Origin of the sequence: Candidatus Arcticimaribacter forsetii, from assembly GCF_910589745.1 — a bacterium.
Lineage (GTDB): Bacteria > Bacteroidota > Bacteroidia > Flavobacteriales > Flavobacteriaceae > Arcticimaribacter > Arcticimaribacter forsetii.
The window spans coordinates 950,398-971,511 of sequence record NZ_OU342399.1; the positions used below are offsets into that span (position 1 = coordinate 950,398).

Here is a 21,114-nt window from a genome sequence, read left to right on the forward strand (position 1 = left end):
CTCAATTTAATTATTATGGAATATTTAGACTTTGAACTACCTGTAAAAGATATTATCGATCAACTAGATAAATGCAAAATTATAGGAAATGAAAGCCAAATAGATGTAACTGACACTTGTGATCAGTTAGAGAAAAAATTAATAGAAACAAAGAAAGATATTTACGAAAACTTAACTGCTTGGCAGCGAGTTCAATTATCAAGACACCCTTCTAGACCCTACACATTAGACTACATTAAAGCGATTTGCGGGGATACTTTTTTAGAATTACATGGCGATCGAAACGTTAAAGACGATAAAGCTATGATTGGAGGTCTTGGAAAAATTGGTAATCAATCTTTCATGTTTATAGGTACTCAAAAAGGATATAATACAACAACCCGAAAATATAGGAACTTCGGAATGGCAAATCCAGAAGGTTATCGTAAAGCATTACGCTTAATGAAATCCGCAGAAAAATTCGGCATTCCAATTGTTACCTTTGTAGATACACCGGGAGCCTATCCTGGACTTGAAGCAGAAGAACGCGGCCAAGGAGAAGCAATTGCTCGTAATATTTTTGAAATGCTCTCCATTAAAGTACCTGTTATAACGATTATAATAGGAGAAGGAGCTTCTGGTGGAGCTCTAGGAATTGGAGTGGGTGATCGTGTTTTTATGCTCGAAAACACTTGGTATTCTGTAATATCTCCTGAATCTTGCTCATCAATTTTATGGAGAAGTTGGGAGTACAAAGAAAAAGCTGCTGATTCCCTCAAGCTTACAGCTACAGACATGAAAAAGTCAAAACTCATCGATAAAATCATAAAAGAACCACTTGGTGGAGCTCATTATGATCGTGAAAAAACATTTAAATCTGTGGAAAATGAGATTCTTAAAGCTTTCAAGGCATTAGATTTAATGGATGCTTCCGAGTTGGTAAATACCAGAAGAGCAAAGTTCATTGAAATGGGTGTTTTTGACGGATAAATTTCTGTTATTAACAATTTAAAATAGTTATAAACTACCTTTTGTTTATACTTGGGTTATATCTATAAGGTTTATTTTAATTGACTTTTATCTAAATATTTTTACTTTCGATTAATGGAAAACAGAAAGCCAATTATTGCTCCAGCCGTATCTGCTGGGAGCCTTGTTAATTTAGAACGCGGTAAAATTCCCCCACAAGCTGTCGATTTGGAAGAGGCGGTAATTGGAGCAATGCTTATTGATAAAAAAGGGGTTGACGAGGTGATTGATATCCTTCAACCGGAAGCTTTTTATAAAGAAGCTAATCAACATATTTTTACTGCAATTCATGCACTCTTTGAAACTTCTGAACCAATAGATTTACTTACGGTTTCAGCACAACTTCGTAAAATGGGGTTGCTCGAAAAAGTAGGGGGTGATTTTTATCTTGTTCAGTTATCCAAAAAAGTATCTACCTCTGCCCATATTGAGTTCCATGCTCGAATCATCTTACAAAAATTCATCCAAAGGAGTTTGATTAAAATTTCAAATGAAATTATTGAAGATGCCTTCAAAGAATCCATAGATGTTTTTGACTTATTAGATGTTGCAGAATCAAAACTTTATGATGTTACACAAGGAAACATAAAGAAATCCTCTGAAACAGCTCAAAATCTTGTTATACAAGCTAAAAAACGGATCGAAGAAATTGCAAAGCGGGATGGTCTAAGTGGAGTTGCCACAGGATTTGAAAAGTTAGATGCATTAACATCTGGCTGGCAGCCTTCAGATTTAATCATTATTGCAGCTCGACCTGGTATGGGTAAAACAGCTTTAACACTCTCTATGGCAAGAAATATCGCCGTAACTAAACAAACACCTGTTGCTTTCTTTTCCTTAGAGATGTCTTCCGTACAGCTAATAACAAGGCTTATTTCATCGGAGACTGGTTTGTCCTCAGAAAAATTAAGAACTGGTAAATTAGCAAGTCACGAATGGGAACAACTAAATGTTAAGGTTGGAGACTTAGAAAGAGCCCCGTTGTTTATAGATGACACTCCTTCCTTGTCAATTTTTGATTTAAGAGCAAAAGCGAGACGTTTGTCTTCTCAGCACGGTATTAAACTAATTGTAGTAGATTACCTTCAGTTAATGACTGCAGGAACTTCAAATAAATCAGGTAATAGGGAACAAGAAATTTCAACAATTTCAAGAAACTTAAAAGCTTTGGCAAAGGAATTGAATATTCCAGTTATTGCTCTTTCACAGCTCTCTCGTGCTGTAGAAACTAGGGGAGGGACTAAGCGACCGTTGCTTTCAGATCTTCGTGAATCTGGTGCAATTGAGCAGGATGCAGATATTGTTTCTTTTATTTACAGACCTGAATATTATGGGATTGATGAATGGGATGATGATGAAAGAACACCTTCTGAGGGGCAGGCAGAATTTATTGTTGCAAAGCACCGTAACGGAGGTTTAGATAATATTCGATTAAAATTTATTGGTAATCTAGGTAAGTTCGATAATTTAGAAAGTTTCGATTCACCTTTTGAATTTCAATCTAAAATGAATGAATCACCTATAAACCCAAGTTCACTTCCAAACCTAAATGATGCTTTTGGGGATGGCGACGATGATATGCCTTTTTAAAATTATTTAGAATAAAACAAAAAAAAATCAGCCATTGGCTGATTTTTTTTTGAGTACTAATTGTGAGTGTTTATTTTATTTTGTCAACAACAGCTTTGAAAGCATCAGGATGATTCATAGCTAAATCTGCCAACACCTTACGGTTTAGCTCGATTTCATTAGCTTTTACTGCTCCCATAAACTGACTGTAAGACAATCCGTGAAGACGTGCTGCAGCATTTATACGAGTAATCCAAAGTGATCTGAAGTTTCTCTTGTTTGTTTTTCTATCACGGTAAGCATAAAGCATTGCTTTATCTACTGCGTTTTTGGCAACCGTCCATACATTTTTACGGCGACCGAAGTATCCTTTTGCTTGTTTAAGGACTTTTTTTCTGCGTGCTCTTTTGGCAACTGCGTTTACTGATCTTGGCATATTTTTTTCTGTTTTGTTAAAGGCGGTAGAATGAACTACACTTTTTTATTTAGTGCCCATAACAGGGTTAACATTTGTTTGAACCTAAGAGAACTACGTTATTGTAAGCGTAGTTGCGTCTTGATACTTTTTACATCGCTTTCATGAACTAATCCTGAATGAGTCAATTTAAGCTTTCGCTTTTTAGACTTCTTCGTTAAGATATGGCTCTTAAACGCATGCTTTCTTTTGATTTTACCAGTTCCTGTAAGCTTGAAACGCTTTTTGGCACTGGATTTTGTTTTCATTTTAGGCATTCTATAAATATTAAATTAGTACTCTTTATTTTTTCTTTGGGCTAATGAACATGGTCATTCTTTTTCCTTCTAACTTAGGAAGTTGTTCAACTTTCCCTAAATCTTCAAGATCTTGAGCTAAACGTAACAAAAGAATCTGACCTTGTTCTTTAAAAACAATTGATCTTCCTTTAAAGAATACAAACGCTTTAAGCTTAGCACCTTCTGTTAAGAACTTAATAGCGTGTTTTTTCTTAAACTCATAATCATGCTCGTCGGTCTGAGGACCAAAACGAATTTCTTTAATGATTACTTTTGTTGCTTTAGATTTTAGCGCTTTGTCTCTTTTCTTTTGTTCGTATAAAAATTTCTTGTATTCAAGAATTTTACACACAGGAGGGGTTGCATTAGGAGATATTTCAACTAAGTCTAATTCAAGCTCACGTGCAAGCGCAAGTGCTTTTGGTAAGCTATAAACTCCAATTTCCACATTATCTCCAACCAAGCGAATTTCTTGTGCGGTAATTTTTTGGTTGATCTTATGGGGATCTACTTTAATTACACGTCCTGGACGATTGGTCCTTTTTCTCCGTATTGCTATGACTTTCTATTTTTAATTAAACTTCAAACTTTGAAACAGTCTTATCTATTTCAATTTTTATATTTTTTATGAAGGTAGCAATGCTAATGCTGCCTATATCTCCTTGTTTACGTTCCCGTACAGAAACGGTTCCCTCTGCTGCTTCTTTTTCTCCTACAATCAGCATGTATGGGAACTTGCTCAATTGTGCGTCTCTAATTTTCTTTCCAATAGTTTCATTTCTATTGTCCACGAGGGCGCGAATTTCGTGATTTTCCAGCTCATTTGAAACTTTTTCAGCGTATTTTTCATATTTCTCACTAACAGACAGTATAATTACCTGTTCTGGAGTTAACCACAGAGGGAAATTTCCACTAGTGTGTTCTAATAAAATTGCTACAAAGCGTTCTAAACTTCCAAAAGGAGCTCTGTGTATCATTACAGGTCTGTGTAGCTCATTATCACTTCCTTTATAAGTAAGTTCAAAGCGTTCCGGTAAGTTATAATCTACTTGAATCGTTCCTAGTTGCCATTTTCTTCCCAACGCATCCTTAACCATGAAATCGAGTTTTGGTCCGTAAAAAGCGGCTTCTCCATATTCAATTATATAATTAAGTTCTTTTTCTTTAGCTGCATTTATTATTGCGTTTTCTGCTAGATCCCAATTTTTATCAGATCCAATATATTTTTCTGCATTATTTGGATCTCTTAAAGAAACCTGTGCTGTAAAGTCTTCAAATCCTAATGAGCCAAACACATAAAGTACTAAATCGATAACTTTTTTAAATTCTTCGTCTAATTGATTTGGCATACAGAAGATATGAGCATCATCTTGCGTAAAACCACGAACTCTTGTAAGTCCATGTAACTCTCCACTTTGTTCATACCTATATACGGTACCAAATTCAGCATAACGCTTAGGAAGGTCTTTATAGCTCCACTGACGCGCATTATAAATCTCACAATGATGTGGACAGTTCATCGGTTTAAGTAAAAAAGATTCTCCTTCATGTGGTGTTTCAATGGGTTGAAAGCTATCGGCGCCGTATTTTTCGTAGTGTCCCGAAGTCATGTAAAGTTCTTTACTTCCTATATGAGGAGAAATAACTTGTTCGTAACCCGCTTTCTTTTGTGCGGCTTTTAAAAAGTTTTCAAGACGTTCTCTTAATGCGGTTCCTTTAGGTAACCATAAAGGCAACCCTTGACCTACTTTTTGTGAAAAAGTAAATAAATCTAGTTCTTTTCCTAGCTTTCTGTGATCTCTTTTTTTAGCTTCTTTTAAAAGTTCAAGGTAGGCTGTAAGTTCTTTTTGTTTTGGAAAGGATATTCCGTAAATTCTAGTTAGTTGAGGGTTGTTTTCATCTCCCCTCCAATAGGCACCAGCAACACTTAATAGTTTAATTGCTTTGATAAAACCAGTATGGGGTAGGTGTCCTCCTCTACATAAATCTGTAAAATCTGAGTGATCACAGAATGTAATCGTTCCGTCTTCAAGGTTTTCAATTAATTCTACCTTAAACGGATTGTTTTCTTTTTTATAAAATTCTAATGCCTCTGCTTTTGAAGAATCACGCATTTTGAATTCGAACTTTTGTCGAGCAAATGTTAAAAATTGTTCTTCTAACTTTTTAAGATCATTTTCAGAGAAAGATTCCCCTCCAAAATCTACATCATAATAAAAACCATTTTCAATAGCAGGGCCAATGGTTAATTTAGCATCAGGATAAAGTTCTAGAACAGACTGAGCTAAAACATGCGCAGAAGAATGCCAGAATGCTGCTTTACCTTCTTCGTTATTCCAGGTATACAAGGTTAAATTCCCACTTGACTTAAGAACTGTCGAAGCCTCAACTATGGTGTCATTAAATTTTGCTGAAAGAACATTTCTAGCTAATCCTTCACTTATATCTTTTGCTACATCTAAGACAGTTAGTTCATTTTCGAATTCACGAACAGATCCATCTGGAAGAGTAATTGCGATCATATTATAAATTATAAGGTGTAAAGATAATATCTTGAAACAAGGCAAGCAATAACCTGTCTCATTAATCCTGTTTTTTTTTATTATCGTCTAAAAGTCCATCTACTAAAGAGCTAAGTCCTTTAAAACCAAATACTATTGCTAGCGTTAACAATATTAAACCAACAATTAATACGGGCCAATACATTGGATGTCCTTCGTTTTTAAAAGCCTGATACACAATAACAGGACCCATAAAACAAAACAAAATCCCCCAGAATACTTTTTTGAACCCATTTGAAATTTTTTCTTTATTCATTTGAATTGTATTTATCGATTGATTTACGGATGCTTTTGTTTTCTGAAATTAGGTTAATAGCTTCTTCTTCTGAGATGGATAAATGCTCTTTAAGTATTCCAACAGCTCTTTGTTTTAATTTTTTGTTGTTCATCTGCATGTCGACCATTTTATTATTCCTAATGTGTCCTAATCTAATCATGGTTGCGGTTGTAATCATGTTTAGAATTAGCTTTTGAGCTGTACCAGCTTTCATTCTTGAACTTCCTGTTACAAATTCAGGTCCTACAATAACTTCTATTGATAAATCTGATACAGCAGATAAAGGACTGTTTGGATTACAACAAATACTACCGGTTGGAATTTTATTTTCTTGTGCTTTTTTTAAAGCACCTATTACATAGGGTGTGGTTCCTGAGGCAGCTATACCAACGACAATATCTTTAGAGGATATTCCATATTCTTTTAAATCATCCCATCCTTGATTTTTGTTGTCTTCTGCATTTTCCACAGCTTTATATACGGCTGTTTTTCCTCCTGCAATTATACCCACAACTTGATTTGGATCGCTTCCAAAAGTTGGAGGGCATTCAGAAGCATCTAAGATTCCAAGTCTTCCACTTGTTCCTGCTCCAATATAAAATAATCTTCCTCCTTTTTCAAGCTGTGAAACAACAGATTTAATTAGTTTTTCAATTTCAGGTAAAACTAAATTAACAGCACCGATTACTTTTTGGTCTTCCTGATGAATCCCAATTAGTAACTCCCGTACAGATTTATCTTCTAAATTATTATGAAGTGAATCTTGCTCTGTTATTCTTTTAAAAGTCATTATTCAAAGTAGGGGATAATTTCAAAACAAAGCAAAAAAAAACTCCACTATTGTGAAGTTTTTTATGTTCAATTAAGAAAGTTTCTTGTCAAGATTTTCTTTAAGAGCTCCTAAAAAGCCTTGGGTAGTTAGATAGTCTGAATCTTTCATATCATCTCCGTGAATCAAAATAGCTAAATCTTTAGTCATTTTCCCACTTTCAACTGTTTCAACACAAACTTGTTCTAATGCCGTACAGAAATCGATAAGTTCTTGATTTTTATCCAGTTTACCTCTGTGTGCTAATCCGCGAGTCCAAGCAAAAATTGAAGCAATCGGGTTCGTAGAAGTTTCTTTTCCTTTTTGGTGTTGTCTGTAGTGACGAGTTACGGTTCCGTGAGCTGCTTCCGCTTCCATTGTAATTCCGTCAGGAGTAACTAGGGTAGAAGTCATTAGTCCTAAAGAACCAAATCCTTGAGCAACAGTATCTGATTGTACATCACCATCGTAATTTTTACAAGCCCAAACAAAACCACCGTTCCATTTCATACAAGCAGCAACCATATCATCGATTAATCTGTGCTCATAAGTTATTCCAGCTGCATCGAAACGGTCTTTAAATTCATTTTCAAATACTTCTTGGAAGATATCTTTGAAACGACCGTCGTAAGCTTTCATGATTGTATTTTTTGTTGACAAGTATAAAGGCCATCCTTTGTCCAAAGCACGAGTCATACAAGAACGAGCAAAACCATAAATAGAACTATCTATGTTATACATACTCATAGCAACCCCACTTTCTTGGAAATCATATACTTCCCAAGTTTGAGCATCCTCTCCGTTCTCCGGAGTAAACGTCATAGTAAGTTTACCTTTACCTTTAATTACAGTGTCTGTAGCTTTGTATTGGTCTCCAAAGGCGTGTCTTCCGATGCAGATAGGTTTAGTCCACCCTTGAACGTAACGAGGTACGTTGCTCATGATGATAGGTTCTCTGAATACAGTACCTCCAACAATATTACGGATGGTTCCGTTTGGAGAGCGATACATTCTATTAAGATCAAATTCAACTACACGATCTTCGTCAGGTGTAATTGTAGCACATTTGATTCCAACATTGTGTTTTTTTATTGCTTCTGCTGCGTCAACAGTAATTTGATCATTTGTTTCATCACGTTTTTCGATACCAAGATCATAATATAGTAATTCAACATCTAGGTAAGGAAGAATTAGTTGTTCTTTAATAAACTTCCAAATGATACGAGTCATTTCATCCCCATCAATTTCAACTACGGGATTAGCAACTTTAATTTTTGACATGTGTTTGTTTTTGAATTATAATTTAAATGAATATCATTTAAATTACAGAGTTTAACTTAAGTTCATAAAAAAGGTCGCTTCAGCGACCTTTAATTTTTTATTTGTATTGACGCTCCTTGATACGGGCCTTCTTACCTCTAAGCTCTCTAAAGTAATAAATACGAGCTCTACGTACTGTTCCACGTTTGTTAACTTCAATTTTCTGAAGTGCTGGAAGATTGATTGGGAAGATTCGTTCTACACCAATTTCACCAGACATTTTTCTAATTGTAAATGTTTTAGATAATCCAGTTCCTTTAATTTGGATAACAACTCCTCTGTAAAACTGAGTTCTAACTTTTTCGCCTTCACGGATTTCGTAGTAGATTGTGATCGTGTCTCCAGCCGAAAATTCAGGAAATTCTTTCTTTTCGATGAATTGATCCTGAACTAATTTAATTAATGATTCCATTAAGTATACTTTATAATTTTAACAAGCAACATGCACGATTCTCGTCAGAGGTTACATTGCGAGTGCAAAAATACCAATTTTTTTTAATTTTTATTTCATTTTTTCAAAAAAATAAAAAGTACTTATTTGAGCCTAATTTTATTCCATGATAAAATAGGATTTATTGCATTGTAGCTAGTTTTTTCTTGTGTTATTCCTCTAATAAATCGGGACGTAATCTCTGTGTACGTTCAAAAGCTTGTTCCTCTCTCCATAATTCTACAGCAGGAGTATTCCCTGATGTTAAAATCGAAGGTACTTCCCAGTCTTTGTATTTTGCTGGTCGCGTATAAATTGGTGGAGCTAGAAGATTATCTTGATAACTATCACTTAATGCAGATGATTCGTTTCCTAAAACTCCAGGAATAAGACGTATTATGCTATCACAGAAAACTGCAGCAGCTAATTCACCCCCTGATAAAACAAAATCACCAATAGAAATTTCTCTAGTAATAAAATGATCCCTTACCCGCTGATCTACACCTTTGTAGTGCCCACAAAGTATAATGATGTTTCCTTTTAGAGAGCATTCATTCGCAATTTTCTGATTTAACTGCTCTCCATCGGGAGTCATGTATATTATTTCATCGTAAGTCCGTTCTGTTTTAAGCTTGGAAATACACTTATCAATCGGTTCGATCATCATAACCATTCCAGCACCACCTCCAAAGGGTGCATCATCTACTTGTTTGTGCTTAGAGTTTGTAAAGTCTCTTGGGTCATGAAATACAACTTCGACTTTTTCTGCATCAATAGCTCGTTTAACAATAGAAGCTTCAAAGGGACTTCTTAATAGTTGAGGGAATAATGTGATTATATCAATACGCATCTTAATCATTTAAGATACAAAGATGCAGTTTTTTCGAATTAATCATATTGATTTTCATGTATTAAATAACCTCTTAAGGATAACGTTGCCTAAATGAAATACGCTCCTTATCACCCTCAGGGCTTAAATACTCCATGCTTTTGAGATTGTCTAAATCAAACTGTCTTAAATCTTCTATTGAATTTAAGTTTTTGTCATTTATTCTCAAAAGTGTAGCATTCGGTTCAATTTCATACAGATAATCTCCAGAATCAATAACCTTTAAACCAAATTTTATATTAAGGTTACTTTTTTCTTCGACAGAAAGATTTTCAAGGGTCATTCTAAGAAAGTTAGCTTGGTTTATTACCTCAAGAGTAACCTCAGTTTTTTTTGCTTTCCCATCTCTAAAATATTCTACTATTACTACCTCTCCTGGACGCTTACTTTCAATGTAACCTGTTAAGTCAGAAAAAGTTTTTATTTCAATACCGTCAATTTTAGTTATGATATCTTTTTCAACTAAACCAGCTTTTTCAGCTCCCATTCCTTTTTGTACGTCTATTATATAGACTCCTTCGGGGAGTTTTAAATTTTCTTGTTCAACTAGATCAGGAGTAACAGGAGTTCCATAAATTCCAATAAGGCCTTTTTTAACACTTCCATATTCTATTAAATCTTCAAATACCTTAAGAGCTATGTTGCTTGGAATAGCAAAAGAATACCCCTCAAATCCACCGCTAATTGATGTGATTGCAGTGTTTATCCCAATTAGTTCACCCTTCATATTTACAAGAGCACCTCCGCTATTCCCCATGTTTACCGCAGCATCTGTTTGAATGAATGATTGGTTTTTGGAGTCTCTTTCGTTTAGGTCTCTAGATTTAGCGCTGACAATCCCTGCGGTAACAGTAGAATTTAAATTAAAAGGATTTCCGATGGCTAATACCCATTCTCCGATTTGTATTTCATTTGAATCACCAAAGTATAAATACTCAAGTTCTTTGTCCGTATCTATTTTGAGAACGGCTATATCTGTAACAGGATCAGTAGCAATTAGAGTTGCTATATATCTTTTATTGTCGTTCGTGGTTACTTCTAAAGTTGTAGCATTTTCAATAACATGATTGTTTGTCATTACGTAGCCATCTGGTGAAACAATCACACCGGATCCGGTTCCAATTCTTGATTTTTTTTGATTTCCAAGAATTAAATCCATGTAACTCCCACTTGTTCTTGAATTTGAGATACTCTTAATATGTACAACAGCACCGATGCTTTTATTTGCTGGTTCAACAAAATTAAAAGGTTCCGTGTTTGAAACAAACGAATTCCTTGAGTAGTTTACAGGAGTTACGGATATTTCTTGTTCTAACTTTCTATTAGGGGTGGTCTCGTAAAATGAAATGAATAACATTAAAGATAACCCTGAACTAATCAATGATACTAAAGAGATTTTTAAAATTGTTTTCATAATATTTTATTTTTAATCAAAACTATAAAACAGAACTTTATCTTTTTATTGGTTTAACGTCCTTTTAACACGGCTGTCTAACAAAAAATATTATGTAAATTTGCAACTCTATGAAACAAATTTTTTACAAATATCAGGGTACGGGGAACGATTTTATTTTAATAGATAACAGATCAAAAACCTTTCCTGATAATAACAGAGTTTTAGTATCTAAACTTTGTAATAGACGTTTTGGTATTGGTGCAGACGGTTTAATTTTACTAGAAGAATCATCGAATTCTGATTTTAAAATGGTTTATTTTAACTCAGACGGTTCAGAATCTACACTCTGTGGGAATGGTGCTAGGTGCACCGTAGCTTTTGCTGCGCAGCTTGGAATAATAACTTCTAAAACAAAATTTGAAGCTATTGATGGTCTTCATTTAGCATCCATTAAAGATGAAATTGTTTCCCTAGAAATGCATGATGTCCAAGAAATTCAAACTTTTGATTCCCATTCATTTTTAGATACAGGATCTCCACATCATGTTGAAATAGTTCAAAACCTAAAATCAGTTGATGTTTTTACTAAAGGACGAGAAATAAGAACTGGAGCTCCCTATTACGAAGCCGGTTCTAATGTTAACTTTGTTGAGCAAACAGATCCGGATCAATTTGCAATTAGAACCTACGAAAGAGGAGTTGAGGATGAAACACTTTCTTGTGGAACTGGAGCAACAGCCGTTGCAATTGCAATGCATAAAAATAAAAAAACTTCTTCTAATAAAATAAAAATTAAAGTTGTTGGAGGTGTGCTAGAAGTTTCGTTTGATGTAAGTAAATCTGGATATTCAAATATAATCTTATCTGGACCTGCGGAGCTTGTTTATTCAGGAACTCTTAATTTGTAGTTGTGAATCGTGAATTCAGTTTAAGGAACCTAGAGCTTTCTGATTTAGATTTTTTAGAATCAATTGAAAACGATTCTTCTTTATGGAAATATTCTAATACCATAAAACCTTTTTCAATAATTGAATTGAAAGATTTTATAAGCAATTGTAATCAAGAACTAGATGTAGCTGGACAAAAACGTTTTCTTCTAGAAGATAAAGATTCAAACAAATTGGGATTCTTTGATTTGTTTGATTATGACAAGAAAAATGCTCGTGCTGCTATTGGTCTAGTAATTTCAAAAGAATATAGAGGCAGAGGTTTTTCTAAAATAGGCCTACAGTTATTAGAAAATATTGCGCTTAAAGATTATTGTTTACATCAGCTTTATGCTGGGGTCGGCACTGAAAATATAAAAAGTCGTAACTTGTTTATTTCTTTAGGTTTTATAGAAACAGGAGTTAAAAAAGATTGGAATTATTATGATAACAAGTTTCATGATGAAATTATTTTTCAAAAGATATTAGATGTATAGAAAAAAAATTATTAATGTAATTCTTTTAATAGGAATGTGTGCTGGGGTGTACTTCACCTATTCTTTTTACAAGGTGTTTTTTATGCCAAATACCGCATTTTCAAATTCTGAGGCCTATGTTTTTATTAAAAATAATACTAGTTTTCAAGAATTGCTTTTCGAACTAGAGCCTTTACTGGTCTCTGTTAAGGATTTTGAAACAGCAGCAATCAAAAAAGGGTATGATAAGCATATTAAAGGAGGAAAGTATGTTCTTACTAAAGACTTAAATAACCATGAAATAGTAAATTTTCTGCGAGTTAAGAACACCCCTGTAAAATTGGTTTTTAACAATCAAGAACGTTTGGAGGATTTAGCAGGTCGGGTAGCTAAACAAATAGATGCAGATAGCTTATCACTGATAAACGCATTTAGAGATTCTTTATTCTTAAAAACAAATGGTTTCACAAAACAAAATGCTTTGGCTATGTACTTGCCAAATTCTTATCAAGTATTTTGGAATACAACTCCAGAAAATTTTAGAGCTAGAATGTTAAAAGAGTATCAGCGCTTTTGGAATACTGAGCGTCTAGATCTAGCAAAAAAAATAAATTTAACCCCACAAGAAGTTAGTTCATTAGCGGCGATTGTTCAAAAAGAAACCGCAAAAGTTGATGAAAGAAAGAAAGTAGCAGCTGTTTATCTAAACCGATTAAAAAAGCGAATGCGACTTGAAGCAGATCCAACGGTTATTTATGCTCTTAAAGATAAATTTCAAAATTTCGATACGTTGATTCGTAGAGTTTTAAAAAAGGATTTAAAAATAAAATCTCCTTACAATACTTATAAAAATAGGGGAGTGCCTCCAGGTCCAATTTCAATGCCTGATATCAATTCACTAGAAGCTGTTTTAGCGGCAGAAAAACATGATTATTTATATTTTGTTGCAAATCCGAATAAACCGGGTTATCACACCTTTTCTAAAACATACATTCAGCATCTAAGAAATAGTAGAGTGTATCATCGATGGATAAACAAGCAAAAGTTATATCGATAACGGATCCTTATGGATGATAAAGATTGCTGGGCGCTTGTGAAAAGTAAGGTTCAACTTTTTCCATTCTTTGACAGATAATGTTTTTATGAATTGGGTAGGCAAAGTTAAATCACAAGCAACACAAACTTCCGTGTTTCTATCCAGCGATTTCAAGAGATCTTGAAGCATTTGATCATTTCTATAAGGTGTTTCTATGAACAGCTGAGACTGATTAAAATCAAAAGATTTTTTTTCTAGCTTTTTAATCTCTTTTTGTCTTTTGGCTTTATCAATTGGGAGATAACCATTGAAAGCAAAGTTTTGTCCATTCAGTCCGGAACCCATTATCGCAAGTAAAATAGAAGATGGTCCAACAAGTGGATGTATGGTTATTTTTTTTCGGTGTGCCATTTTAACGATTTCTGCACCCGGATCGGCAACACCAGGACATCCTGCGTCAGAAATAACTCCTATTGTAATTCCTTCTTCAATGGGGTCTAAATAAGTTAAAATCTCTTCTGGAAGTGTAAATTTATTTAAAGGAAACAGCTTGAGGGTACTTTGGTTTTTTTTGGGACTAATTCTTTTTATGAAAGCTCTTGCGTCTTTTTCATTTTCAACAATAAAGTGAGTCAACTCTTCAATTACCTTCCTTACTGTTAATGGAAGGACCTCCATTGGAGCATTCTGACCAAGAGGAGAGGGTATTAAATATAAAACTCCTTTTTCTTTATCTTGATTTTTCAGCTCCATGATTCGAGTATTTTTTTACAAGCTTTTTCGATTTTGAAATAAATAATTTCAAACCCGTGTTCCCCTCCGTAATAAGGGTCTTCTACTTCTTCATTACCTAATAAAAGTTGTACTTTATTTCGGTCAGTTTCTGTTTTAGCTAGTTTTAAAACATTTTCAAAATTTTGATGATCCATTACAAAAATATGATCGAAGTTTTTAAAATCAGAATATACAAACTGTCTCGCTTTTTGATTTGAAATATCCAGTCCATGATTCGCTGCAGTTTTTATACTTCTTGGATCTGGAGCATTACCAGAATGGTAGTTAGCGGTTCCTGCAGAATCTACTTTGATAGATAAATCTTTGCTGTAATATTCGAAAACACCATGAGCTATAGGCGATCGGCAAATGTTCCCTAGGCATACCATAAGTACATTTCCTTTTTCCATTAAAAAGTAAATTTTACAACGTTAACTTCTGATTCAGATCCTCAACGTATTTTCTGAATTGCTTGTCAGTGAACGTAAGGTTATCAACAGTTTTACATGCATGAAGAACTGTAGCATGATCCCGTTTACCAATTTGGCTACCAATACTTGCTAATGAAGCTTTGGTATATTTTTTAGCAAAATACATAGCAAGTTGTCTCGCCTGAACAATGTGTCGTTTTCTAGTTTTTGATTGAAGTGTTTCTACATCCATCTGGAAGTATTCTGAAACAACTTTTTGTATATAATCAATTGATACTTCACGCTTGGTATTCTTAACAAACTTCTCAACGATTTCTTTAGCTAGTTCTAAAGTAATTTCAACTTTGTTGAATGATGATTGAGCAATCAAAGAAATAATTGCACCTTCTAATTCACGAATATTTGATTTTATGTTCTTTGCAACATATTCAATTATAGGCTCTTCGATAACAACTCCATCTCGGTAAAGTTTGTTTTTTAATATCGAAATTCGAGTTTCAAAATCTGGTTGTTGTAATTCAGCAGACAATCCCCATTTAAATCTAGAAAGCAAACGCTGTTCTATATCTTGCATGTCAACTGGAGCTTTATCTGAGGTGAGAATTACTTGCTTTCCGTTTTGGTGTAAGTGATTGAATATATGGAAGAATACATCTTGAGTCCCCGTTTTTCCTGATAAGAATTGAACGTCATCAATAATGAGTACGTCAATGATTTGATAGAAATGAATGAAATCATTTCTAGTATTTTTCTTAACAGATTCTATGTATTGCTGAGTGAATTTTTCAGCAGAGATATATAAAACGGTTTTGTCGGTGTATTTCTCCTTTATTTGTACACCAATTGCGTGTGCTAAGTGTGTTTTTCCTAAACCTACATTTCCAAAAATTAAAAGTGGATTAAACGATGTTCCTCCAGGTTTGTTAGCTACTGCATAACCGGCTGACCGTGCTAATCTATTAGAATCACCTTCAAGAAAATTTTGAAAATTATAATTGGGATTTAATTGAGATTCAATTTGTAGATTTCTAATACCAGGAATAACAAAAGGATTCTTTAATTCTGTATTAAGCGAGCTTAAGGGTGCTTCTACATTTTGAGCTAAAACTCTTGATTGTTGAGAACTTGGAATACTTTCAGTGAAAGGTTGCTTGCTGCCAAGCGTATTTTCCATTTTAATGATATAAACCAAACGGGCATCTTCTCCAAGTTCTTGGGTGAGTGCTATTTTAAGTAGTTTTACATAATGCTCTTCCAGCCATTCATAAAAGAATTTACTTGGGACCTGTATGCTAAGTGCAGTGTCGGTCAGTTTAATTGGAACGATTGGTTCGAACCAAGTTTTGTAAGCTTGTGGTTGTATATTGTCTTGGATGAATTCAAGACATTTTCCCCAGGAAGATGCTGCTGTTTTTTGCATTAATGGTTTTGTAAATAATTTTTTTGATGAAGCAACAATATGTATTGCTTACGCACCACAAATATTAGCACTTTTTTTTTAATAAAAAAGTCAATTTACTATTGGTTTTGAAGTTTTTTTTTCGGAGATTATTGCTTCATCAAAAAAAACGTTTATTATATACAATATGTTAGAATATGCATCCAAACCTTTACTAGTTAGATATGGAGAAACAGACCAAATGGGTATTGTGCACCACAGTAATTATTTTAGGTACTTTGAAGTCGCTAGATTAGAGTGGCTTACTGCTCTTGGTGTATCTTATGCTTTAATGGAAAAAGAAGGTGTAATTATGCCTGTTATTGATGCCAAAATAAGCTATAAAACTCCTGCACTTTTTGATGATAAATTAATAATAAATATTTTTTTAAGTGAAACTCCAAGGGTAAAAATCAAATTTACATACGAAGTAAAAAATCAAAAAAATGAGCTTATTTGTACAGGAGAAACAACTTTAGCATTTTTAAATTCAGTTTCTCGTAAACCGATTCGTTGCCCAGAGAGTTTTATTTCAATTTTTGAGTCTTAAAATAATATTGAACAATATCATTTTTAATGAGTTCAGTTTTTTGGGGCATGTATTCAAATTTTGGTTTGCTTACCCCTTTATGCAACTGTTTTGGGGATACAAATATTCTAGCTTCATCCCACAATCCATAATCTATAAACCCTTGAAGTGTTTTTGTTCCTCCTTCTATAATAATTGACTGTATTTCTTTTTTATATAATAGCTGGCAGATTTTAGTATATATATTTTTGTAATCTATAACAACGGCCTGGCGTAAATTTCTTTTGTTGTTGGAGCTCAGTACTATGGTTTCATATTTATCAATTAAAACTTCAGAATTTAAAGGTATTTTTTCATTTGGATCTAGTACCAGTCTCAAAGGAGAATTTCCACTAACTTTTCTTGTGGTTAGACTTGGATTATCATCAATAATTGTTTGTATTCCTACCAAAATACTCTGCTCTTGTGATCTCCAAATATGATTCTTAGTTTGAGAACTTTCGTTTGTGAGCCAGAACGGAGCAGTTTTAGATCGATTTTCTTTTAAAGGTGCAATAAATCCATCTTTAGTTTCAGCCCATTTTAATATTATATAAGGCCTTTTTTTTAAATGAAAAGTAAAAAAACGTTTGTTCAGAAATGTAGCTTCTTCTTCTAAAACTCCCACGATAACTTCAACTCCAGCTTTTTTCAATTTTTCAATTCCGGTACCATTAACAAGATCAAAAGGATCTTGACAACCAATAACAACTTTAGGTATTTTATGTTTAATAATTAAATCGCTGCATGGGGGAGTGGAACCATAGTGGTTACAAGGTTCTAAGTTTACATATAAGGTACACTCCTTTAAAATAGATTTGTCTTTTATAGAATGGATAGCATTGACTTCTGCATGAGGAGCACCTTTTTTTTGATGCCATCCTTCGCCAATAATCGTTCCTTTATAGACAATTACACTCCCAACTAAAGGGTTAGGATAAGTTAGACCTAGACCTTTCATTGCTAAATCGATACATCGTTGCATGAATTTTATATGAATCTGGTCTTTTTTATTCATGATAACAGGTCAAATAGTATTAATTTTATAAAGTATAAAAATACTAAAGAATTAAATGAAGCAAGCTATCATTAGAGAAGTTTTAGAAAAAGATAATCTAGCTTTAGCAAATGTTATCCGCGAAGTATTGATTGATCTTGGGGTTCCTAAAGTTGGAACAGCTTACGAAGATCCCGAATTAGATCATATGTATCAGTGTTATCTTCAAGAAAAATCTTCTTATTTTGTTCTTGAGAACCAAGGTGAAGTTCTTGGTGGTTCAGGAATAGCTCCTTTAAAAGGAGGGGATCCTTCAGTTTGTGAATTACAAAAAATGTATTTTTTATCCAAAGCCAGAGGTCATGGATTGGGTGATAAAATGATAGATTATTGCTTGAGTTTTGCAAAAGAACAAGGTTTTAAACTTTGTTATATTGAAACGCTCCCTTATATGGAAGCAGCTCAAAAGTTATATGTGAAAAAAGGGTTTCAATACATTAAAAAACCAATGGGATCCACGGGTCATACTTCTTGTAATGTTTGGCTAACTAAAGACCTTTAAATGAAATTAATCGAATATAGATCTTATTTCCGAACTGCTCTTAAACCATTTCATTCTATTGAAGAGAGTGATGATTTTTTAAAACGATTACTTAAGTTTTACTTTGATTGGGAACCTATTAAAATTGGTTTAGAGCCAAATTATATTTTAAAAAAGAAAGAAGAGGATCAACTTAATAATGCTTTAAGAGGTTTGATTCAGCAAGAACCCCTTCAATATATAACAGGCAGAACTTACTTTTTAAATATTGAACTTGAAGTAAATAAATCAGTACTTATTCCTCGTCCAGAAACAGAGGAATTGGTCCAATGGGTATTAGAATCCGAGTCTCATGAAAAAGACAAGTCAATTCTCGATATTGGAACAGGAAGTGGTTGCATCCCAATTTCATTAAAACAGGGAGTGCCTAATTGGCGAGTTTCTGCAATGGATGTTTCTCAAAAAGCACTAGATGTTGCAATAAAGAATGCTAAAATTAATACTGTTTCTATTGAATTTTATCTAGAAGACATCCTTTCTAAAGAATTATGGGGCAGTGGTTTAGATGTTATAGTTTCTAACCCACCCTATGTAGTTCCTTCAGAAAAAGAGGAAATGCAATCTAACGTTTTAGACTATGAACCAGAATTAGCTCTTTTTGTACCAGAAGACAATCCCCTTCTTTTTTATGATAAAATAATTCAATTTGCAGAAACGAACCTGAATGAAAACGGCGTTTTATATTTTGAAATTAATCCTATTTTTGTTGAAGAGCTAACCAGTCTTCTGAAACAATCTTTTGAATCCATTGAAGTCAGGAATGATTTTCTTAGCCGTCCTAGAATGATTAGAGCTAGTAAGAGTAAAATAAAAACATGATTGAAATTAAAGAGAAAATAGAAAACTTAAGAGCAAGATTACATCAACTTAATTTTGAATATTATGTTAATGATAAGAGCCTAATTAGTGATTTTGATTTTGATCAACTAATGAAAGAACTTCAGGATTTAGAAGAAAAATACCCTGAATTTGATGATTCAAATTCTCCCACCCAACGTGTTGGAGGTCAAGTCACTAAAAACTTTGAAACCATAGTTCACAAAGAGCGAATGTACTCTTTAGGGAATACGTACTCTGAAGACGAAATAAAAGAATGGGTTGATCGGATCACAAAGAATTTAGATGGTAGAATTCCTAGTTTTACCTGTGAATTAAAGTATGATGGAGCTTCCATTAATTTAAGTTATTCCCAAGGTGATTTAGTTCGAGCAGTTACTAGAGGAGATGGAACACAAGGCGATGATGTTACTTCTAACGTAAAGACAATCCCTAACGTTCCCTTAAAACTGCAAGGAGATTATCCGGATGAGTTTGAAATACGCGGAGAAATAGTCATGCCTTTAGCAGGTTTTGAAGCATTAAATAAGAAGCGGATTTCCAATGGAGAAGAACCTTTTATGAATCCAAGGAATACCGCATCAGGATCGCTTAAACTTCAAGACAGTTCGGAAACAGCACAAAGACCATTATCCTGCTTATTGTACGCTTTAGTTGGAAATAATCTTGGATTTACAGAGCATTATCAATCTTTAGTTCAGGCTAGATCTTGGGGTTTTACGGTACCAGAAACTCTAGTTCAGGCAAATTCAATAAAGGATGTTCTCGATTACATAAACAGTTGGGAAGAGAAAAGAGCAACCTTACCTTTTGAAATTGATGGAATCGTGATTAAAGTAAATGATTTACGAGATCAGGAGCTTCTCGGATTCACAGCAAAATCGCCAAGATGGGCTATTTCTTATAAATATAAAGCAGAGCAAGTAGCAACAACTTTAGAAGCGGTTACGTATCAAGTCGGAAGAACAGGAGCAATAACTCCTGTAGCAAATTTAACTCCAGTTTTATTATCAGGTACTGTAGTTAAACGAGCATCCTTACATAATGCAGATCAAATCGATAAATTAGATTTAAGACTCGGAGATGAGGTTTATGTCGAGAAAGGGGGAGAGATAATTCCAAAGATCATTGGAGTGAACAAGAATAAAAGAGGTGTTGTAGAACAAAAAATAAAATATATAGATTCTTGCCCTGATTGTGATACAGCTTTAATAAGAATTGAAGGTGAAGCTCAACATTATTGCCCAAATATAAGCGGTTGTGCAACTCAAATAATTGGTAAAATTCAACATTATATCGGAAGAACAGCTATGGATATTGAGGGACTCGGAGGAGAAACGGTTTCTTTATTATTTCATGAAGGGTTAATTCGAAATACTGCTGATCTATATTCTTTAAAAGCAGATGATTTACTTCCTTTAGAACGTATGGCCCAAAAGTCGGTAGATAACTTACTCCTAGGAGTTGAATCTTCAAAACAAAAGCCTTTTGCAAAAGTATTGTTCGGATTAGGAATTCGTTTTGTTGGAGCTACTGTAGCCAAAAGATTAGCTACCCACTTCAGTTCTATGTCAAATTTGATAGCAGCAAGTGAAGAAGAATTAGTATCTGTAGATGATATTGGAGAACGAATTGCACAAAGTCTAGTCAATTTCTTCAAAGATCAGAGTAATTTGGATTTAATAAATCGACTCGCAAGCTCAGGAGTTCAAATGGAAAACGAAAGCGTAACTCTAGCCTCAAATGTTTTGGAAGGAAAAAGTATAGTGGTTAGTGGAGTTTTTGAATCTCTTTCAAGAAATGATCTTAAAGAATTGATAGAACAACACGGAGGAAAAGTTTCAAGTTCTATTTCTTCAAAAACCTCATTTATTGTTGCAGGCGAAGGTATGGGACCTAGTAAAAAAGCCAAGGCAGAGAAATTAAATATTGAAATAAAGTCCGAATCTTCTTTCCTATCACTGTTATAAATTTAACAGATTAGTGTTTTTTTAAACAAATTCAATAATTAATTATTTT

Annotated in this window: 23 protein-coding genes; 9 read left to right on the forward strand and 14 right to left on the reverse strand. The window is 33.8% G+C overall.

The window, feature by feature from the left end; all coding sequences use genetic code 11:
- The first annotated feature begins 15 nt into the window (after window positions 1-15).
- Together NG655_RS04365 and dnaB are read left to right on the forward strand one after the other, a co-directional pair.
- Window positions 16-969, forward strand: a complete 954-nt coding sequence (locus NG655_RS04365) for an acetyl-CoA carboxylase carboxyltransferase subunit alpha (RefSeq protein WP_252158123.1) — start codon at window positions 16-18, stop codon at window positions 967-969.
- 114 nt (window positions 970-1,083) lie between these two features.
- Window positions 1,084-2,598, forward strand: a complete 1,515-nt coding sequence (dnaB, locus tag NG655_RS04370) for a replicative DNA helicase (protein ID WP_252158124.1) — start codon at window positions 1,084-1,086, stop codon at window positions 2,596-2,598.
- A 70-nt stretch (window positions 2,599-2,668) separates the two neighbouring features.
- Here the strand turns inward: dnaB and rplT are convergent, their stop codons facing one another.
- From rplT to NG655_RS04420, 10 genes are all read right to left on the reverse strand, one after another.
- Window positions 2,669-3,013 carry a 50S ribosomal protein L20 gene (gene rplT / locus NG655_RS04375; RefSeq protein ID WP_252158125.1) on the reverse strand — a complete coding sequence of 115 codons (345 nt, stop codon included), beginning with the start codon at window positions 3,011-3,013 and terminating at the stop codon, window positions 2,669-2,671.
- 98 nt (window positions 3,014-3,111) lie between these two features.
- Entirely contained in the window at window positions 3,112-3,309 is a 198-nt protein-coding gene (rpmI, locus tag NG655_RS04380; RefSeq protein ID WP_252158126.1) for a 50S ribosomal protein L35, read from the reverse strand.
- Window positions 3,310-3,334: 25 nt separating this feature from the next.
- The gene (gene infC / locus NG655_RS04385; protein WP_252159083.1) at window positions 3,335-3,826 is read right to left on the reverse strand and encodes a translation initiation factor IF-3; all 492 of its coding nucleotides are present in this window, start codon (window positions 3,824-3,826) and stop codon (window positions 3,335-3,337) included.
- Between the two features lie 79 nt (window positions 3,827-3,905).
- Window positions 3,906-5,852: a threonine--tRNA ligase gene (gene thrS / locus NG655_RS04390; protein WP_252158127.1), complete on the reverse strand. Its 1,947-nt coding sequence runs from the start codon at window positions 5,850-5,852 to the stop codon at window positions 3,906-3,908.
- Between the two features lie 61 nt (window positions 5,853-5,913).
- Window positions 5,914-6,147 carry a DUF6095 family protein gene (locus NG655_RS04395; protein ID WP_252158128.1) on the reverse strand — a complete coding sequence of 78 codons (234 nt, stop codon included), beginning with the start codon at window positions 6,145-6,147 and terminating at the stop codon, window positions 5,914-5,916.
- On the reverse strand, window positions 6,140-6,958 hold the full coding sequence (murQ, locus tag NG655_RS04400; protein ID WP_252158129.1) for an N-acetylmuramic acid 6-phosphate etherase: 819 nt from the start codon (window positions 6,956-6,958) through the stop codon (window positions 6,140-6,142). Before murQ ends, NG655_RS04395 begins: the two co-directional genes overlap by 8 nt.
- 72 nt (window positions 6,959-7,030) lie before the next feature.
- Entirely contained in the window at window positions 7,031-8,257 is a 1,227-nt protein-coding gene (locus NG655_RS04405) for an NADP-dependent isocitrate dehydrogenase (RefSeq protein ID WP_252158130.1), read from the reverse strand.
- Between the two features lie 97 nt (window positions 8,258-8,354).
- Entirely contained in the window at window positions 8,355-8,708 is a 354-nt protein-coding gene (rplS, locus tag NG655_RS04410) for a 50S ribosomal protein L19 (protein WP_252158131.1), read from the reverse strand.
- 190 nt (window positions 8,709-8,898) lie between these two features.
- Entirely contained in the window at window positions 8,899-9,576 is a 678-nt protein-coding gene (gene trmD, locus NG655_RS04415; protein ID WP_252158132.1) for a tRNA (guanosine(37)-N1)-methyltransferase TrmD, read from the reverse strand.
- A 73-nt stretch (window positions 9,577-9,649) separates the two neighbouring features.
- A complete protein-coding gene (locus tag NG655_RS04420) occupies window positions 9,650-11,029 on the reverse strand; it encodes a S1C family serine protease (RefSeq protein ID WP_252158133.1) in 1,380 nt (459 codons plus the stop codon).
- A gap of 110 nt (window positions 11,030-11,139) precedes the next feature.
- Between NG655_RS04420 and dapF the strand changes: the two genes are divergently transcribed.
- From dapF to mltG, 3 genes are read left to right on the forward strand one after another with little or no spacing between them, the layout of a single operon-like run.
- Window positions 11,140-11,919, forward strand: coding sequence for a diaminopimelate epimerase (dapF, locus tag NG655_RS04425; RefSeq protein ID WP_252158134.1), 780 nt, complete (start codon window positions 11,140-11,142; stop codon window positions 11,917-11,919).
- A gap of 2 nt (window positions 11,920-11,921) precedes the next feature.
- Entirely contained in the window at window positions 11,922-12,434 is a 513-nt protein-coding gene (locus tag NG655_RS04430; RefSeq protein WP_252158135.1) for a GNAT family N-acetyltransferase, read from the forward strand.
- Window positions 12,427-13,470, forward strand: a complete 1,044-nt coding sequence (mltG, locus tag NG655_RS04435; RefSeq protein ID WP_252158136.1) for an endolytic transglycosylase MltG — start codon at window positions 12,427-12,429, stop codon at window positions 13,468-13,470. Before NG655_RS04430 ends, mltG begins: the two co-directional genes overlap by 8 nt.
- Here mltG and NG655_RS04440 read toward each other — a convergent pair.
- Genes NG655_RS04440 through dnaA form a run of 3 tightly spaced genes read right to left on the reverse strand, consistent with a single transcriptional unit; the run spans window position 13,459 to window position 16,074 of the window.
- Entirely contained in the window at window positions 13,459-14,202 is a 744-nt protein-coding gene (locus NG655_RS04440; RefSeq protein ID WP_252158137.1) for an SAM-dependent methyltransferase, read from the reverse strand. The genes mltG and NG655_RS04440 overlap by 12 nt on opposite strands.
- Window positions 14,193-14,633, reverse strand: a complete 441-nt coding sequence (locus NG655_RS04445) for a low molecular weight protein-tyrosine-phosphatase (RefSeq protein WP_252158138.1) — start codon at window positions 14,631-14,633, stop codon at window positions 14,193-14,195. The genes NG655_RS04440 and NG655_RS04445 overlap by 10 nt, the downstream gene beginning before the upstream one ends.
- A 13-nt stretch (window positions 14,634-14,646) precedes the next feature.
- Entirely contained in the window at window positions 14,647-16,074 is a 1,428-nt protein-coding gene (gene dnaA, locus NG655_RS04450; protein ID WP_252158139.1) for a chromosomal replication initiator protein DnaA, read from the reverse strand.
- Window positions 16,075-16,240: 166 nt separating this feature from the next.
- Between dnaA and NG655_RS04455 the strand changes: the two genes are divergently transcribed.
- A complete protein-coding gene (locus tag NG655_RS04455; protein ID WP_252158140.1) occupies window positions 16,241-16,642 on the forward strand; it encodes an acyl-CoA thioesterase in 402 nt (133 codons plus the stop codon).
- On the opposite strand, the gene ribD is transcribed toward NG655_RS04455, so the two are convergent.
- On the reverse strand, window positions 16,620-17,678 hold the full coding sequence (gene ribD, locus NG655_RS04460; protein WP_252158141.1) for a bifunctional diaminohydroxyphosphoribosylaminopyrimidine deaminase/5-amino-6-(5-phosphoribosylamino)uracil reductase RibD: 1,059 nt from the start codon (window positions 17,676-17,678) through the stop codon (window positions 16,620-16,622). The two genes, NG655_RS04455 and ribD, sit on opposite strands and share 23 nt — an antisense overlap.
- A 55-nt stretch (window positions 17,679-17,733) precedes the next feature.
- Here ribD and NG655_RS04465 point away from each other — a divergent pair, with 55 nt between their 5' ends.
- From NG655_RS04465 to ligA, 3 genes are read left to right on the forward strand one after another with little or no spacing between them, the layout of a single operon-like run.
- Window positions 17,734-18,219 carry a GNAT family N-acetyltransferase gene (locus NG655_RS04465; protein ID WP_252158142.1) on the forward strand — a complete coding sequence of 162 codons (486 nt, stop codon included), beginning with the start codon at window positions 17,734-17,736 and terminating at the stop codon, window positions 18,217-18,219.
- Window positions 18,220-19,077 carry a peptide chain release factor N(5)-glutamine methyltransferase gene (prmC, locus tag NG655_RS04470; RefSeq protein WP_252158143.1) on the forward strand — a complete coding sequence of 286 codons (858 nt, stop codon included), beginning with the start codon at window positions 18,220-18,222 and terminating at the stop codon, window positions 19,075-19,077.
- Window positions 19,077-21,065: an NAD-dependent DNA ligase LigA gene (gene ligA, locus NG655_RS04475; protein ID WP_252159084.1), complete on the forward strand. Its 1,989-nt coding sequence runs from the start codon at window positions 19,077-19,079 to the stop codon at window positions 21,063-21,065. Before prmC ends, ligA begins: the two co-directional genes overlap by 1 nt.
- The last annotated feature ends 49 nt before the right edge of the window (window positions 21,066-21,114 follow it).